Origin of the sequence: Nesterenkonia maliinae, from assembly GCF_051262655.1 — a bacterium.
Taxonomy (GTDB): domain Bacteria; phylum Actinomycetota; class Actinomycetes; order Actinomycetales; family Micrococcaceae; genus Nesterenkonia.
Genome location: NZ_JBIMEY010000002.1, coordinates 125,293 through 141,687 on the forward strand (window position 1 = coordinate 125,293; position 16,395 = coordinate 141,687).

General features: G+C 67.7%; 15 protein-coding genes. 12 read left to right on the top strand and 3 right to left on the bottom strand.

Annotation, left to right across the window (positions count from 1 at the left end):
* Nucleotides 1–34: 34 nt before the first annotated feature.
* A complete protein-coding gene (locus tag ACHAA4_RS05065; protein ID WP_435773106.1) occupies nt 35–235 on the top strand; it encodes a CsbD family protein in 201 nt (66 codons plus the stop codon).
* A gap of 153 nt (nt 236–388) precedes the next feature.
* Here ACHAA4_RS05065 and ACHAA4_RS05070 read toward each other — a convergent pair whose 3' ends face one another.
* Nucleotides 389–1,915 (bottom strand): amidase, encoded by a 1,527-nt coding sequence (locus ACHAA4_RS05070; RefSeq protein WP_435773107.1) that lies wholly within the window; start codon nt 1,913–1,915, stop codon nt 389–391.
* 87 nt (nt 1,916–2,002) lie between these two features.
* On the opposite strand from ACHAA4_RS05070, the gene ACHAA4_RS05075 reads away from it, so the two are divergent.
* The 3 genes from ACHAA4_RS05075 to ACHAA4_RS05085 all read left to right on the top strand — a co-directional run bounded on the left by ACHAA4_RS05075 (nt 2,003) and on the right by ACHAA4_RS05085 (nt 5,139).
* Nucleotides 2,003–2,332, top strand: a complete 330-nt coding sequence (locus tag ACHAA4_RS05075) for a rhodanese-like domain-containing protein (protein ID WP_435773108.1) — start codon at nt 2,003–2,005, stop codon at nt 2,330–2,332.
* Nucleotides 2,329–3,291 carry a prephenate dehydratase gene (pheA, locus tag ACHAA4_RS05080; protein ID WP_435773109.1) on the top strand — a complete coding sequence of 321 codons (963 nt, stop codon included), beginning with the start codon at nt 2,329–2,331 and terminating at the stop codon, nt 3,289–3,291. Before ACHAA4_RS05075 ends, pheA begins: the two co-directional genes overlap by 4 nt.
* A gap of 390 nt (nt 3,292–3,681) precedes the next feature.
* On the top strand, nt 3,682–5,139 hold the full coding sequence (locus ACHAA4_RS05085) for an endo-1,4-beta-xylanase (RefSeq protein WP_435773110.1): 1,458 nt from the start codon (nt 3,682–3,684) through the stop codon (nt 5,137–5,139).
* Between the two features lie 51 nt (nt 5,140–5,190).
* On the opposite strand, the gene ACHAA4_RS05090 is transcribed toward ACHAA4_RS05085, so the two are convergent.
* Nucleotides 5,191–6,396: a diacylglycerol/lipid kinase family protein gene (locus ACHAA4_RS05090; protein WP_435773111.1), complete on the bottom strand. Its 1,206-nt coding sequence runs from the start codon at nt 6,394–6,396 to the stop codon at nt 5,191–5,193.
* Between the two features lie 126 nt (nt 6,397–6,522).
* On the opposite strand from ACHAA4_RS05090, the gene serS reads away from it, so the two are divergent.
* The 3 genes from serS to ACHAA4_RS05105 all read left to right on the top strand — a co-directional run bounded on the left by serS (nt 6,523) and on the right by ACHAA4_RS05105 (nt 9,076).
* Entirely contained in the window at nt 6,523–7,812 is a 1,290-nt protein-coding gene (serS, locus tag ACHAA4_RS05095; protein ID WP_435773112.1) for a serine--tRNA ligase, read from the top strand.
* Nucleotides 7,813–7,927: 115 nt separating this feature from the next.
* The gene (locus tag ACHAA4_RS05100) at nt 7,928–8,431 is read left to right on the top strand and encodes a Dps family protein (RefSeq protein WP_106122205.1); all 504 of its coding nucleotides are present in this window, start codon (nt 7,928–7,930) and stop codon (nt 8,429–8,431) included.
* A gap of 171 nt (nt 8,432–8,602) precedes the next feature.
* Complete coding sequence (locus ACHAA4_RS05105; protein WP_435773113.1) at nt 8,603–9,076, top strand: ribose-5-phosphate isomerase; 474 nt, start codon at nt 8,603–8,605, stop codon at nt 9,074–9,076.
* Here the strand turns inward: ACHAA4_RS05105 and ACHAA4_RS05110 are convergent, their stop codons facing one another.
* A complete protein-coding gene (locus ACHAA4_RS05110; RefSeq protein ID WP_435773114.1) occupies nt 9,077–10,036 on the bottom strand; it encodes a sugar-binding transcriptional regulator in 960 nt (319 codons plus the stop codon).
* Nucleotides 10,037–10,185: 149 nt separating this feature from the next.
* Here ACHAA4_RS05110 and ACHAA4_RS05115 point away from each other — a divergent pair, with 149 nt between their 5' ends.
* From ACHAA4_RS05115 to ACHAA4_RS05135, 5 genes are all read left to right on the top strand, one after another.
* Nucleotides 10,186–11,916, top strand: a complete 1,731-nt coding sequence (locus ACHAA4_RS05115; RefSeq protein WP_435773115.1) for a dihydroxyacetone kinase family protein — start codon at nt 10,186–10,188, stop codon at nt 11,914–11,916.
* Nucleotides 11,913–12,683 carry a triose-phosphate isomerase gene (locus ACHAA4_RS05120; protein WP_435773116.1) on the top strand — a complete coding sequence of 257 codons (771 nt, stop codon included), beginning with the start codon at nt 11,913–11,915 and terminating at the stop codon, nt 12,681–12,683. The genes ACHAA4_RS05115 and ACHAA4_RS05120 overlap by 4 nt, the downstream gene beginning before the upstream one ends.
* Nucleotides 12,684–12,792: 109 nt before the next feature.
* Nucleotides 12,793–13,749: a sugar phosphate isomerase/epimerase family protein gene (locus ACHAA4_RS05125; RefSeq protein WP_435773117.1), complete on the top strand. Its 957-nt coding sequence runs from the start codon at nt 12,793–12,795 to the stop codon at nt 13,747–13,749.
* Between the two features lie 158 nt (nt 13,750–13,907).
* Complete coding sequence (locus ACHAA4_RS05130) at nt 13,908–14,876, top strand: 3-hydroxyacyl-CoA dehydrogenase family protein (protein WP_435773118.1); 969 nt, start codon at nt 13,908–13,910, stop codon at nt 14,874–14,876.
* Nucleotides 14,873–16,276 (top strand): GntP family permease, encoded by a 1,404-nt coding sequence (locus ACHAA4_RS05135; protein WP_435773119.1) that lies wholly within the window; start codon nt 14,873–14,875, stop codon nt 16,274–16,276. Before ACHAA4_RS05130 ends, ACHAA4_RS05135 begins: the two co-directional genes overlap by 4 nt.
* Nucleotides 16,277–16,395 lie beyond the last annotated feature (119 nt).

Below are 16,395 nucleotides of genomic sequence, written 5' to 3' on the forward strand. Positions count from 1 at the left end.
CAAGGGACTTGTCCGCCGACGAAAGGAGTCACCTATGGGACTCGATGACAAGACGAACAACAAGACCGAAGAAGCCACCGGCTCCGCGAAGGAAGGCTTTGGCAAGCTGACCGGTGATAAGGAGACCCAGGCTGAAGGCAACAGCCAGAAGACCCAGGCGAAGGCCAAAGACGCTGCCCAGGACGCGAAGGACAGCGTCAAGGGCTTCGCTCAGGGGCTCAAGAACAACAACTGAATCTGATCTCAGAGCCGCTCATCGCGGAGCTGAGTTGAGAGATTCCCGGCGCCGGGTTCGAGACATCGGACCCGGCGCTGTTGTGTGCGGTCAACGGTGCGCAGGCCCCCTCGGCTTCCCACGCCCTGGGCGCCCCGGGGCGGTGCCGGCCGCTCAGCGCTGTGTCATGGTCGCCGCCAGGGCGAGGAGCCGTTCCTCCGAGCCTGCGCGTCCGATCAGCTGGATCGACCAGCTCAGACCCTCGGCGTCGGTGTGGGTGGGGACATTGATCGCCGGCAGACCCATCACGTTGACCACCGAGCTGTAGGGGGTGAAGCGGCACTGTTCCCGGTAGTTCTCCTCCGGGTCCAGACTTGCGAACCATCCGATCTCCGGCGGTGCGTAGGCGAGCATCGGTGTCGCCAGAACGTCCCATGGCCCCATGAAGGCGTCCGCGTCCGCCGCGAAGTCCTCGAGGGCGGCGATGGACTCATGTGTCTGCTGTGCGGGTCGGCTCTTGGCCAGTTCGATGAAGTACCGGGTCAGCGGGGCCATCGCGGCGAGTTGGTCGGCGGGTGGATCCAGTTCGCCGAGCGGGGTGGTCCACAGCGCCTGGAAGTGCCGGTGATAGTCGGCGGGCCAGAACGCCTCCGCCCCGGTGCAGTGGCTGCTTCCCTGCAGGATGTGACCGCGCTGCTCGAGCAGCGCGAGACCGTTCTCCAGCGCGAGGACGGCTGGTTCGGCGAGGACGATGTCCAGTTCCGGGGAGAACGGGGACTCGGTGATCACGCCGATGGTGAGCTGGTCAATCCCATGCTGCTGCGCTGCGCGCACCTGGTGCAGGGCAGGGCCCTCGGGGAGGCCGTCTGCGGCGGCGGACGGGCGGAAGCGGTGGCCCGCCATCACATCGAAAAGCAGGGCGGCGTCCTCTGCCGTGTGAGCGATCGGCCCAGACACCGCGAGGTTGCGCACACCTGGGCGCTGGCTGTCATCCGGAAGCCGTCCGCGGCCCGGCTTGAGCCCGATCAGGCCGCAGGCCGCAGCGGGTATGCGGACGGATCCGCCGCCGTCGCTGCCCGGCGCCATCGGCAGCATCCCGGCCGCCACGGCCGCGGCACCGCCTCCGGTGGATCCGCCGGCGGTGCGCGCCGGCGCCAGGGGGTTTCGCGCAGCGGGGGCGAGGTCGTTCTCCGAGTAGCAGGGGAGCCCGAACTCCGGGACCTGGGTCTTGCCGGCGCTGATCATGCCTGCCGTGTGGACGCGCCGGACGAGGGGGTCGTCGTGGCTGGGGGCGCTGGCGGGCAGCGCCGCGGTTCCGCGGGTGGTGGGCATTCCGGCGACGTCGACCAGGTCTTTGAAGGCGGTTGGCAGTCCTAGCAGGGGGGCGCGGGCCGCGAGCTCCATCATGACGGCGCTGCGAGAAGCTTCGGTGCGTGAGTCCAGCACGGCTCGTCGCACCCGGTCGATCTCCTCGGCCCGCAGCAGCGCCGATTCGGGGTCGAGGTGCAGAAAGGCGCCGAGCTCGGCTTGGGATGTGGCTGCCGTGATCGCTGTGGTGGTCAGCTCCACCGCGGAGACCTCCCCGGCGACGAAGTCACGGCGCCACTGCACCGCGCTGGCAGCGCGGAAGTCGATCAGCGGAGTCGCTGAGTCGGGGAGAGGTGCTTCGACGAGTGGGGCGGGATCAGCTGGTGGCACCATGAGCTCACTCTATGCGGACAGAACTTGGCAGGCGATAGTCTTGAGGGTGCACCGGAGAAGTTCCCACCGCACTCAAGGAGGCCGCAGATGGCAGATTTCGAGACCGTCCGCGCCGCAGACGTCCCCTCCGAGGGCGCCCTCCTGGACGTGCGGGAGGACTACGAGTTCGCCGAAGGCCACGCCCCGGGCGCGCTGCACATCCCCGTCGATCAGATTCCGGCGCGTTTCGAGGCCGAGCTGGATCCGGATGAGGACTACTACGTCATCTGCCGCACCGGCGGTCGGGCCGTGCAGATCACCGCCTGGCTGACCTCGCAGGGCTATTCCGCAGTCTTCGTGGGCGACGGCATGGGCGGCTGGCTCGAGGCCGGGCGCCCGATGGAGTCCTCCACCGGCGACGCGCCCCAGGTCCGATGAGCACCCCGGTGAACCCTGCCGCCCAGTCTCGCCTCGATGCCCAGACCTACTCCTTCCTCGGGCCCGGGGGAACCTTCACCGAGGCCGCGCTGCTGCAGGTTCCCGGGGCCGAGCAGGCCACCAGAGTTCCGGCCGGGTCGGTGCTGACCGCGCTGAACATGGTGGAGTCCGGTGAGGTCGACGCGGCGATGGTCCCGATCGAGAATTCAGTGGAGGGTGGGGTCACGGCGACGCTGGATGCCATCTCGGTCGCGCACCAGCTGCACATTCTGCGCGAGGAGCTGGTCCCGATCAGTTTCGTGCTGGCCGCGGCGTCCCCGATGGCGCCGGAGCAGATCCGCAGCGTCTCCACCCACACCCACGGCTGGGCTCAGGTGCGCCGCTGGGCCGAGTCTGGGATCCCGGCTGCCGAGTTCGTCCCCGCCTCATCCACCGCCGCCGCAGCCCGCGGGCTGCTGGAAGAGACTCCGGTGGCCGACGCGGCCGTGTGTTCGCCCCTCGTCGCCGAGCAGCTCGGCCTGCACGTGATCCAGCGGGGCATCGAGGACGTGACGGGGGCGGTGACCAGGTTCGTGCTGGTCTCCCAGCCCGGAGTCATCCCGCCGATGACCGGGGCAGACAAGACGACGATCATGATCCCGCTGCCGCAGGATCGGGCCGGAGCCCTGATGGAGCTCCTCGAGCACTTCGCGACCCGGGGGGTGAACCTCTGTCGGATCGAGTCTCGACCCACCGGCGATGGTCTCGGGCAGTACTACTTCTCCATCGACCTGGAGGGGCACATCGACGAGGCGCGCGTGTCCGACGCGCTCGCCGGCATCCATCGGATCGCCCCGGGAATCCGATTCCTCGGCTCCTACCCCCGCGCGGATCGCAAGCCCCAGCAGCCCACAGCAGAAGTCTCCGACGAAGCCTTCACCGCCGCTGCCGCGTGGATCAGCTCGCTGAGACACGCGTAAGAGAGCCCGGCGCGGGCCCCGCCCTCGGCGAAGCCGAGGGATGGGAGCCGGGTGAACGGGATCAGCTCGCTTCAGACACGCGTAAGAGAGCCCGGCGCGGGCCCCGCCCTCGGCGAAGCCGAGGGATGGGAGCCGGGTGAACGGGATCAGCGTCGCTTCAGACATGTGCCAAAAGGTCTCCACTCCTGACCGAATGCCGTGTGAGCCTTGACACAACCATGGCCATTTTTTAGTCTTTTGGTGATACAAAATGGTGTCCCAGATCACATCTTTGACGCAGGCAGTCCTATCACCCCATGTCAGCGTGTTCCGGGAACTGGGTCGGGGCGCCCTGGTATCGCGGCACATGCCGCCGTCCATGCACGTCAATGGAGACAACGAGGAGTATGCATGTTCACCCGATCGAACCGACGAACATTGACCGCCGCGGTGGTCTGCGCGGGCGCCCTGGCGCTCGGCACGCCCGCCATGGCAGGGGCCACGCCCGGCCCGGCACAGCAGTCTGGCGTTCTGTCTGCAGATGCAGGAGTCAGCGCCAAGGCCGCCGATCAGGCAGGCCAGAAGTCGAACGGGCGCCCCGACCATGCGGGGCAGCCCGGCAAGCCCGATCACGCGGGACAGCCCGGACCTCCGGATCATGCCAATGGCAAGGGGAAGGGAAACGGCAACGGCAAGGGTCATGGCAACGGCGGGGGGCAGGAGGCACCCGAGCAGACGCAGTGCCAGTTCACCCCGGAAGGCGGAGCCGTCGAGGGCGCCTGGGGTCGCGACACCTTGGCCGGCGTCGCCCCCGATGATCTGCGGATCGGCAACATCGCCGCGGGCGGCGGACACCACTCCGACGCCGACTACCCAGACCCGTTCCCCTCAGACCCTGAGTACCGGGAGCATATTGCGCAGGAGTACTCCTCGGTGACTCATGAGAACTACCTGAAGTGGGAGTTCGTTCAGCCGGAGCAGGGTGTCTACGACTTCGAGCAGGCCGACGCCGTCGTCGCCTTCGCCGAGGCCAACGGTATGGACCTGCGCGGACACGCGCTCTCCTGGCATTCGCAGAACCCGGACTGGCTGGAGGAGGGTGACTTCACGGAGGCTGAGCTGCGCGAGATCCTCGAAGACCATGTCCGCACGGTGGTCTCCCGGTACGCCGGGTGCATCGACCAGTGGGACGTGGCGAATGAGATCTTCCGGGACGACGAGGCCGCGAGCATCCGCGACACCGAGAACATCTGGATCCGCGAGCTCGGCCCGGAGATCCTCGATGACGTCTTCACCTGGGCGCATGAAGAGGACCCCGACGCGCTACTGTTCTACAACGACTACAACGTCGATGGGCTCAACGCGAAGGCTGACCGCTACTACGACCTGATCAGCGATCAGCTCGAGCGCGGGGTGCCGGTGCACGGCTTCGGCGCGCAGACCCACCTGTCCATGCAGTACGGATTCGACGACACCTACCAGGAGAACCTGCAGCGCTTCGACGATCTGGGCATCCACACCGCGGTGACCGAGATCGATGTGCGCGGCGCCGTCGACGAGAACGACCGGATGTCTCCTGAGGATCGGGCCGGCGCTGCGGAGCGATACGCCACGGTGTTGCAGGCCTGCCTGGACGTGAGCCTGTGCAACTCATTCACCATCTGGGGAACCCTGGACGCGCAGAGCTGGGTGCCCAATACGTTCCCCGGCGAGGGGGACGCGACGGTGCACGAGGGTGACTACGAGCGCAAGCCCACCTACTGCATCGTCCAGCGCACGCTGGTCGAGCATGGTGAGGGTGCGTCTGCCTGGGAGGATGACGCCAGCTTCGAGGAGTGCCGCGGCATCCTTGACGCAGCAGGACTCTGATCCGCCCAGTTCAGCGGCACTGACCGCCTCACCGGGGCCCCGGGAAGCCGATCAGGCTTCCTGGGGATCCTTGGTGATCCGGCCCTCGGTGAACTGAGGGCCACTACCCTGATCCGTCTGCTGGTCCGACTCCGTGTCTTCGTCCGTGGCCTCAAGATCCTCGAGGCCGCGGACGGAGACGCCGTTGACCACGAGGGCATATGGGCGGACACGCGCAGAGACGCTGATGACCTCGCCCACGGCGTCGCCGTCGATCTGGAAGGGCATCGGCTCATCCATCGTGACGGTGGCGCGTTTGGCCTGACGCACCGTCATAACAGGGATGTCTGCGGCGAAGCGGGTCACGGTCTTCGCCATGATCCTTGCCCAGTCCCATGCGTGTCGGGGACTGAACAGGACCGCGTCCATGTGGCCGTCGTCGAACTTGGCCGAGGGCACCAGGACCATGCCCGCCTGCAGCGACCCGCAGTTGGCCAGCAGGACCGAGCGCACCCGGTGAGGCTGGGCCTCGCCGTCGTCGACCGTGATGGTGATGCTGGAGCGCGAGCCCATGATGTGACGAAGCCCCGCCTCGCCGTAGGCCAGCCAGCCGGCACGCTGTTTCAGGGCATCCCGGGTGTCGCCCATGACCTCGGCGTCGAGACCTCCACCGGCGATGACCAGGGAGATCTCATCCTCGGTGGCTCCGTCGGGGCGTTCGAGGGTCAGATCCAAGGTGTCCACGCGGTGGCTGCGGCCGTGGATCGCCTCATCGACGCAGGCCCTCAGGTCCTGGAAGGGCAGTCCGACGTTGCGGGCGAAGAGGTTCCCGGTGCCCAGCGGCACGATGCCCAGTGCGGTCTGGGTCCCGGCCAGCTCGGCGGCCACGGCGCGCACGGTGCCGTCACCACCTGCGGCGATCACGACGGCGGCGCCGGCCTTCAGCGCCCTGCGGGTCATCTCGTGGCCCGGGTCCTCCGCGCTGGAGGCCATCACCAGCGGTGCCGGCATGCCTGCGCGGGAGCAGGCGGAGTGGATCTGGCGCACCACGTCGTCCGAGGAGTCCTTGGTGGGATTCACGACCACGGCCACCAGGCGGCCCGATGCCTCGGCCGACGACGCGCGGTCGGCGGGCTTGGTTTCTAGCTCCTGGGTCAGTTCCGCGGTGCGGCGGCGCAGCCGCTGGTGGGCGACGCCCAGCCAGACCACGGCGACTAACAGGATCGCGGCAAGAGCGAGCGCGGTCCAGAGGAGGGCGCTGAGCGTTTCGGTAGTCATCATCAGCAGTCTACTGTGGCTGGTTCCCGGGGCCTCTGGTGCCCGGCGGGAAGGTTCCGTGCCCTGCGCGGGCGCGGCCTGGACCTCGAGCTCCCGCTCAGCGCAGGTGGCGATAGGCTGGGGGACGTGATCGACATCAAGGACCTCATCGAGAATCCCGAGAAGTACCGGGCCAGCCAGCGCGCACGTCAGGCAGACGAGTCTGCAGTGGACTCGCTGATCGACGCGCAGCAGACGCGCAGCGCCGCCATCACGCGCTTCGAGACGCTGCGCGCGGAGCAGAAGTCCTTCGGCAAGAAGGTCGCGCAGGCCGCCGGGGAGGAGAAGCAGCAGCTCCTCGCCGAGGTCAAGGAGCTCTCGAACCAGGTGAAGGCCGCGGAGGCGGAGTCCCAGGAGGCCGAGGAGCGGCTGCGCCGAGTCCAGGGAGCCTTCCCCAATCTGATCCACGAGGGCGTCCCTGCCGGCGGCGAGGACGACTTCGTGGTGCTGCGCGAAGAGGGTGCCGCCCGCGACTTCGCCGCAGAGGGCTTCACGCCTAAGGATCACCTCGAGCTCGCCGAGTCCTTCGCCGCCCTCGACATGGAGCGCGGCGCCAAGGTCTCAGGATCACGGTTCTACTTCCTCAAGGGCATCGGAGCGCGCCTGGAGCTGGCCATGATGCAGATGGGCATGGACCAGGCGGTCGAGGCCGGCTTCACCCCGATGATCACCCCCACCCTGGTGCGCCCGGAGACCATGGCCGGCACCGGATTTGACGTGGAGCACGACGACGAGATCTACCGGCTCGAGCGTGACGACCTCTACCTGGTCGGCACCTCGGAGGTCGCGATCGCCGGGTATCACTCCGATGAGATCCTCGACCTCGGCAAGGGGCCGGAGCGGATCGCGGGCTGGTCCACCTGCTACCGCCGCGAAGCCGGCTCCCATGGGCGCGACACCCGCGGGATCCTGCGCGTGCACCAGTTCAACAAGCTGGAGATGTTCATCTTCTGCACCGCCGAGGAGTCCGCCGCAGAGCATGCCAAGCTCTTGGCCTGGGAGGAGCAGATGCTGCAGAAGATGGAGCTGCCCTACCGAGTCGTCGACATCGCGGCCGGGGACCTGGGCCTCTCAGCCGCGCGAAAGTACGACTGTGAGGCATGGGTTCCCTCGCAGCAGACCTACCGCGAGCTGACCTCGACCTCTGACTGCACAACCTTCCAGGCGCGCCGGCTCAACATCCGTGAGCGCACGGTCAAGGAGGACGGCTCGAAGGGCCCGACCACGCCGCTGGCCACGCTGAACGGAACGCTGGCGACCACGCGCTGGCTGGTGGCCATCTTGGAGAACCATCAGCAGGCCGACGGCACGGTTCGGGTGCCCGCCGCGCTGCGCCCCTACCTCGGAGGCCTGGAGGTCATCGAGCCGGTGGCGTGAGCAAGCTCAACTGAGGATAGGCTCATCTGCCTAGCCAGCGCTTTTCTGAATCATTAGTATCAAGAGAGTCGGCGCCGAACAGCGCCAATTGCCTCAACAGCACAAGGAGTGTCACATGACTCAGAAGTACTCCGACTACACCGCACCAGGTCTCGCGCAGGAGAACGGCCACGAGATCGCCGGCCTGCTGCAGAGCCGCCTCTACGCCCTGAACGATCTCCACCTCGCGCTCAAGCACGTGCATTGGAACGTCGTGGGCCCCAACTTCATCGCCATCCACGAGATGCTCGATCCGCAGACCGAGGTCGTCCGCGGCTTCGCCGATGAGGTGGCCGAGCGCATCGCCACCCTGGGCGGATCCCCCTCCGGCCTGAGCGGCGAGCTGGTCGCCAAGCGCCACTGGGAGGACTACCCGCTCTTCAAGGCCGACGGCGCCACCCACCTGGCCGAGCTCGAGAAGGTCTACGACGGAGTCATCGGCGATCACCGCGATGTGCTCAACAAGGTCGGCGAGCTGGATCCGATCACCGAGGACCTGCTCGTCGGTCAGGTCAAGGAGCTCGAGCTGTTCCAGTGGTTCATCCGCTCACACCTGGACAAGGCAGGCTCCGCCTCCTGATCGACTGATCCAGGTCTTTCCTCGAAGAGCCCCCCGTCAGCACCTCACCGGTGCCGCCGGGGGGCTCTTCTGCGTCGAAGTGCGCGCCCTCCGGCTGAACAGATGTCTTTGACGTTTGTTCGTCGGGACGTAGCATGGAGCCAGACCCCCGAGACTATTTGAGGAGACACCATGAAGAGTCAGTTTCGTATCGTCATCGGCAGCGATGAGGCCGGATATTCCTATAAGGGCGCGCTGAAGGCTGATCTGGAAGCGGACCCGCGTGTCTCTGAGGTGATCGACGTCGGAGTCGGCGATGACTCTGACAAGACCGCGTATCCCAACATCGCCGTGGCCGCGGCAGAGCATATCGCCGCAGGTCGGGCCGACCGCGCGCTGCTGATCTGCGGCACCGGACTGGGTGTGGCGATCTCCGCGAACAAGGTCAAGGGAGTGCGTGCCGTGACGGCCCACGACGCCTACTCGGTGGAGCGTGGAGTGCTCTCCAACAACGCGCAGGTCCTGTGCATGGGTGAACGCGTGATCGGCAAGGAGCTCGCGCGCAAGCTCGTGGACGAGTGGCTCAAGCACGAGTTCGATCCCTCCAGCGCCTCGGCGGAGAAGGTCGGCGCGATCACTCGCTACGAGGACACCGGCAGCTGCTAGCTAGAGCTGTCGGTCCACTGCGCGAGCAGTGGACTCGTCGGTCACCAAGATGTTGAACCAGCCGGCGTTGGCCGCCGCGACGATGCTCGGCGCCTTGTGGGCTCCCACGGCCGCGGCGATCCGCGTCGGGACCGCGCGCAGCGTCGGTCCAGGGACCCGGACCATGCGCTCACTGCCCGGGAAGGTGACCTCGTTGCCCTGCGGATCGTAGAACGCCAGGCACACATCACCGATCGACTTCGCCAGATTCGGGTGATGCCGCGGCACCGATTGAGCGATCGAGTTTCGTGACAGCGGCGCGGCGCCGATGCCCACCAGTGCCACCTTCGCCGAGTTCCAGTCGGCGACCACCTGACGATACCCAGGGTCATCCTGCAAGGCCGAGAGCAGCGCCTCCGAGGGCATCGAGGGAGCGAAGAGGTAGTGCGGATAGCCGCCTGAGGTGGCCGCGAAGGCGCGGACCACCTCGTTGGTCTGGTGCCACGGATCTGGTTCAGCCTGCCCGCCCACCGTCGGTGCCACCACGACCCCGGAGAAGTTCCCGAGCCGCTGCTGGGCCAAGGCGTAGGTGGTCTCACCCGAGGCCAGCAGCAGCACGTCCCCGGCACGCAGATTCGCTCCGGCCAGGGCGGCTCGGGTCACCGGCCCCAGGCCGAGCCCGACCCGCTGGGACTGATCTCCCGGGGCCAGATGCACCCCGTCCAGGCCCAGCTTGGCCTTGAGCCGCTCACTGAGCTCATCCATGCCCGTCGAGGCAGGTCGGTGCACGCGGATCTCCACGATCCCCTGCGACCGTGCCTCGGCCAGCATCCGGCTGACCGAGGGGCGGGAGATCTTCAGCTGCTCAGCCACCTCGGCCTGCGTCGCGCCCTGCTCGTAGTAGAGCTGAGCGGCGCGATACAGCCGTTCGAGCTCGGACGTGCTCGCGGCCGCCTCCTTCATGACCTCAGTTGCCTCCATCGAAACATCGTATCTGGCGTGGCCCGCCGGATCTGACGCAGAAGTGGTGCCGATCACTTCATCTGCTCTAGTGTGGCCTCAGCACATATGTCAGAGAACATCTGTACCGCCGGTCTCCGGAGGGCAGATCCGGGACCACGAGGACAGACATGACCTACCTGCTCAATTCAGCACCTGATTTTTCCCACGAGGCGCTGCTCGGCTTCGCCGCAGCCAACTCCCAGTACGTCACCGCCGTGCACGGCGGCGTCGTGCGCTCCACCGAGACGCCCGAAGGTCAGCCGGCACTCGTCATCGGCGGCGGCTCCGGGCACTACCCGGCATTCGCCGGCTGGGTCGGCCCCGGCATGGGCCACGGCGCACCCTGCGGGAACATCTTCTCCTCACCCTCGGCCTCCCAGGTCTACTCCGTGGCCCGCAACGCCGAGAACGGCGGCGGCGTCATCATGGGCTTCGGCAACTACGCCGGAGACGTCCTGCACTTCGGCGCCGCGGCCGAGAAGCTGCGCGCCGAGGGCGTGGACGTCCGGATCATCCGGGTCAGCGACGACATCGCCTCGAACTCTCGAGAGAACCACCGCGACCGTCGAGGCATCGCCGGGGATCTGCCGGTGTTCAAGATCGCCGGGGCCGCCATCGAGGCCGGGGCTGATCTCGACGAGGCCGAGCGCATCGCCTGGAAGGCCAATGACGCGACCCGCTCCTTCGGGGTGGCCTTCGATGGCTGCACCCTGCCCGGCGCCGACGAGCCGCTGTTTCATGTGCCCGAAGGCACCATGGGGGTCGGACTCGGCATCCACGGCGAGCCCGGCATCCGTGACATCCCGATGGGGACAGCCAGCGAGGTCGCGGACCTGCTCTTCGAAGGAGTCATCGAGGAAGCCCCCCAGGAGCGGTCCGGTCGAGTGGCCGTGCTGCTCAACGGTCTCGGCCGGGTCAAGTACGAAGAGCTCTTCGTCGTCTACCACCGCATCGCTGAGCGTCTCTCCGAGGCCGGACTGACCGCCGTCGCCCCGGAGGTCGGCGAATTCGTCACCAGCCTGGACATGGCAGGACTCTCACTGACCCTGGTCTTCCTCGACGAGGAGCTCGAGCAGCACTGGAGCGCCGCCGTGGACACCCCCGCCTACCGGCGCGGCGAGCTGCGCGACCTGCCCGGCCACGCCGACCGTGCCCCGCGCACCGAGTTCTACACCCCCGGCGAGGAGCAGGTGCCCGAGGCCTCAGTGGAGTCCCAGGCTGGCGCCGGCTCCGTGCAGGAGATTCTCGAACTCTTCGCCGAGGTCTGCACCACCCACGAGACCGAGCTGGGCCGTCTCGACGCCGTCGCCGGCGACGGCGACCACGGCCAGGGCATGGTGCTGGGCACCCGGGGCGCCGTGGAAGCAGGGCGCACGGCGCTGACACGCGGTGCCGGAGCGCGCACGCTGCTGGTCCACGCGGGCACCGCCTGGGCCGAAGCCGCAGGCGGCACCTCGGGTGCGCTCTGGGGCTCGGCGCTGACCGCCGCCGGACGGGCGCTCTCCGATTCCGTCAGCCCGGACGAGGCCGCCGGCGTGGAGGCGCTGCTCAACGCCGTGGAGGCGGTCCAGCGGCTCGGTGGCGCTCAGCCGGGGGATAAGACCATGGTCGACGCCGCCGGGCCCTTCGCTCAGGAGCTGCAGAAGCAGTTCCAGGCCGGAGACGGTCTCGCCGCTGGGCTGACCGCGGCCGCCGCTGTGGCGACCGATGCCGCGGCGTCCACCGCGCAGCTCAAGGCGCGCCTCGGGCGCTCCCGTGTGTTGGGGGAGAAGTCCGTGGGCACCCCGGATCCCGGCGCCACCTCCTTCGCGCTGCTGATGACCGCGCTCGCGCAGCGCGTGGACTCGGTGACCCGATGACCCTCTGGATCGGTACCAGCTGGAAGATGAACAAGACGGTGGCCCAGGCGCGCGACTACGCGCGGGCACTCCGTTCGGCCCTGGAGCAGCGACCTGCGCTGCTGGAAGGGGTCCAGCCGTTCATCATTCCGCCGCACACCGCACTCACGGCCGTGGCCGAGGAGCTTGGACCCGAGCCCGCCCGGACGGTGCGCCTCGGTGCACAGAACGCCCATTGGGAGGACGACGGCGCCTGGACCGGCGAGATCTCCGTGCCGCAGGTCGCCGATGCGGGTGCGTCGCTGGTCGAGATCGGGCATTCGGAGCGCCGCGAACACTTCGGGGAGACCATCGAGACCACGCGGCTGAAGGTGGCGAGCACGCTTCGGCACGGGCTGGTGCCCCTGCTGTGCATCGGCGAGCCCGCCGAGGTGCAGAGCCGCGGCGAGACCGCCGACTACCTCCTCGACCAGGCCCGCGGCGCGCTCCGGGACCTCTCCACCGAGCAGCTGAGCCGGGTCATCATCGCCTATGAGCCCATCTGGGCCATCGGTGCGCAGGGCCGTCCGGCCACCGTCACGGAGCTGCGGGAGCCCTTCGAGGTGCTCGCGCGCGAATACGGCGGACATGTCCAGGCGCTGCTCTACGGAGGCTCCGTCTCCACCGACAACGCCGCGCAGCTGCTCGAGATCCCCGGCGTCCAGGGGCTCTTCGTCGGCCGCGCCGCCTGGACTCTGGAGGGTTATCTGAATCTCCTCGAGATCGCAGCCCAGGCCCCAAAGCCCTAGGTCAGCGGGCCGCCGAGAGCCCAGAAGCACACCCACTCAAAGTTGTGACGCTTGACACAGCACCGCAACTGCCCAAAGATGAACCCGCACGCACGTTTGAAGGGAACAAATGTTCACAGCAGCCTCATGGCCCATCGCCGGCAACATGCTCGCCTTCGGAGGCAAGACCTCCGAGGGTGTTCCGGTCTGGCAGGCATCGGTGACCTATTGGTCCGACTGCCTCCGCCAGATGCGCGAACTCGGGTTCGACCACATCGACCCCACCGACGCATGGCTGCCCCTGCAGAAGCTCTCTCCAGCGCGCCTGGAGGAGTTCAAGAAGGTCCTCGCCGACGAGGGTCTCAAGATCTCGTCGATCTCGATGACCCGAAACTCGGTGATCGACCGTGAGCGCGGCGAGGCGAACCTCGCCGATGCCCACCGGCTGATCGACATCGCCCCGGAGTTCGGCGCCACCATCGTGAACACCGGCTTCATGCAGGCCCTGACTCCCGCGCAGGAGAAGGCGCTGTGGTTCTGGCTGGCCGAGGGGCACCACGACGATCCGGCCCTGCGACCGCTGGCAGTGGAGCGCATCCGCGAACTCGGAGACCACGCGCAGGCCAACGGCATCGAACTGAGCCTGGAGATGTATGAGGACACGTTCCTCGGCACGGCGGACGACGCGGTGGCGTTCCACGCCGACGTGAACCATCCCGCGGTCGGCCTGAACCCCGATCTGGGCAACTTCATCCGGCTGCATCGCCCGATGCCGGCCTACGAAGAGATGTTCGAGAAGGTCCTGCCGCACGCGAACTTCTGGCACATCAAGAACTACACCCGGGATGAAGATCCGGCGGTCGGCAGCTACTCGTCGGACCCGATGCCGCTGAAGTACGGAGTGATCAACTACCGCAAGATCATCCGGCGCGCGCTGGAGCTGGGCTACAGCGGCCCGTTCTGCTGCGAGCACTACGGCTCCGACTCCATCGGCGTGTGCGCCGAGAACAGCAGCTACATCCGGCAGATCCTCACCTCGGCCGAGAACTCTCCGCTGCTCGGCGCCACCCCCGCCGAGGGCAGCTGAGCCCTGCGGGCCCAGCGACCCGCTCACCGCGGTGCTGAACCGCACCACTTGGCAGGTGCGGCCGGATCCGAGCGGTTCCCGAGTCGTCGTGTTCCCGCACCACCCCAGCACCACGTGAGAACCCTGAACCTCCCCATCACGAAAGAGATCTGAGACCCATGGCTAGAACCATCAACACTGTCACCGTCGTCGGCGCCGGCTACATGGGCGGCGGCATCGCCCAGTCACTGGCGCTGGCCGACCTGCAGGTGGAGATCGTCGACGTCGACGTCGACGCTGCCCGCAGAGGCCTCGCCCGGCTCCTGACCGAGGCCCAGGAATTCGAGGACCAGGGGCTCTACGCCGCCGGCTCCACCGAACGCATCAAGGCGAACCTGACCGCCGGACGCACCCTGGAGGAGGCTGTCGCGGAGGCAGACTTCATCGAAGAGGCCGTGTTCGAATCCCCCGAGGTCAAGCGCGAGGTGCTGGGAAAGATCTCCGCGCACGCCCGCCCGGACGCGATCATCGGCACCAACACCTCCACCATCCCGGTGCACGTGCTCGTCTCGGCCGTGCAGCACCCCGAGCGCTTCCTCACCGTGCACTTCTCCAACCCTGCCCCCTTCATCCCCGGCGTGGAGCTGGTCTCCGGCGTCGCCACCACCCCTGATGTCGTGGACGCGGTCAAGGATCTGCTGGCCCGCGCCGGCCGTGAGGGCGCAGAGGTCGCCGACACCCCCGGCATGGTGCTCAATCGGCTGCAGTACGCGCTGCTCAAGGAGGCCGCCTCCGTGGTAGAGGAGGGCATCGCGACCGCCGAAGACGTGGACACCGTGGTGCGCACGACCTTCGGCTTCCGTCTCGGCTTCTTCGGCCCCTTCGCGATCGCGGACCAGGCCGGACTCGACGTCTATGGAAACGGCTTCAACACCCTCGCCGAGGCCTACGGCGAGCGTCTCGCCGCGCCGCAGCTGCTCAAGGACAACGTCGACGCCGGACGGCACGGCCTGAAGAACGGCAAGGGCTGGACCGGGGACTTCGACGAGGAGACCAAGGCCGAACTCATCGCCTACCGCAACAAGGCCTATGCACGCATGGGTGACCTGGTGCGCGAGCTCGGACCAGCGCCTAAGGGCAAGAAGTGAACGAGGAACTGAACCTCGCCTTCGAGCTGCCCACGGCGGCGCTGCTGTTCCTGGCACTGGGCTCCATCGTCCTGCTCCTGGTGCTGATCGTGAAGGTCAAGCTCCACGCCTTCTTCTCGCTGATCATCGTCTCGCTGGTCACGGCCCTGGCTGCCGGAATCGCCGTCGGGGACGTACTCTCCGTCGTCGTCGGAGGCTTCTCCACCACGGTGGGCAATGTGGCGCTGCTCATCGGCTTCGGCGCAGTGCTCGGACGGCTTGTGGAAGTCTCCGGCGGCGCGCAGGTGCTGGCGGACAAGATGCTCAAGACCTTCGGGGAGAAGCGGGCCCCGCTTGCGCTGGCCGTGGCCTCACTGTTCTACGCGTTCCCGATCTTCCTCGACGCCGGCTTCATCGTGATGCTGCCGGTGATCTACACCGTGGCGCGACGGCTCGGGGGCAGCTTCATGCTCTACGTGCTGCCCTCCATCGGCGCCTTCCTGATGATGCACGCGCTGACCCCGCCGCACCCGGGACCGACGGCGGCCGCCACCGTGATGGGTGCGGACATCGGCCTGGTGCTGATCGTGGCGCTGATGGTCGGGCTTCCCACCTGGTACCTGGCCGGCTACCGGCTCGGACTGGTGATGGCCAAGGGCTACCCGAACTTCCCGGTGCCGAACCTCTTCGGCGAGTCCCGGGTCACCGAGGAGCACGAACGCCCGGCCTTCGGCACCGTGATCCTGGTGCTACTGCTGCCGCTGGCACTGATCTTCTACAACGCGCTGTCCAACACGCTCGCCGCGGATGGGCGGATCAGTGAGGACAGCTTCGGCTATGCGCTTTCACAGCTGATCGGCCCCACCCCGGTGGCGCTGCTGATCTCCACCCTGATCGCGATGTACCTGCTCTTCATCAAACCGCGCAGAGGCACCGGCAAGCTCGGCGACGCACTGTCCGACCTGATCGACAACGCGCTCGCCCCGGTCTGCTCGATCATCCTGATCACCGGTGCCGGCGGCGCGTTCGGCGCGGTGCTCACCGCCACCGGGATCGGCGGCTCCATCGCCGAGGGCCTGGATGCCATGGGACTGCCGGTCATCCTGGCCGGCTTCCTGGTCGCCGTGGTCATCCGCGTCGCGCAGGGCTCAGCCACTGTGGCCGCGACCACCGCCGGCGGCATCATGGCCCCCGGGGTCATGGAGCTGGGACTCGACGGCTTCGCCCTGGCGGCCCTGGTGGTCGCCATCGTGGCGGGATCGATCACCTTCTCGCACTTCAACGACTCCGGATTCTGGCTGGTGGGCCGCTTCTGCGGCTTCGACACGATCACCACCTTGAAGACCTGGTCCGTCATGGCCACCGCCATCGGATTCATGGCCTTCTTCCTCAGCTGGGGCGTCTACGCCCTCGTCGCCTGAGGAAGCGCTGCCGAGGCTGACCCGCCAAGGCGCGCATCGCAGGGCGCGTGCTGAATCACGCGCGCTGCATCACTCGACCAAATGATCACTCGCACTTTGATGAGACGGGAAACGATTTC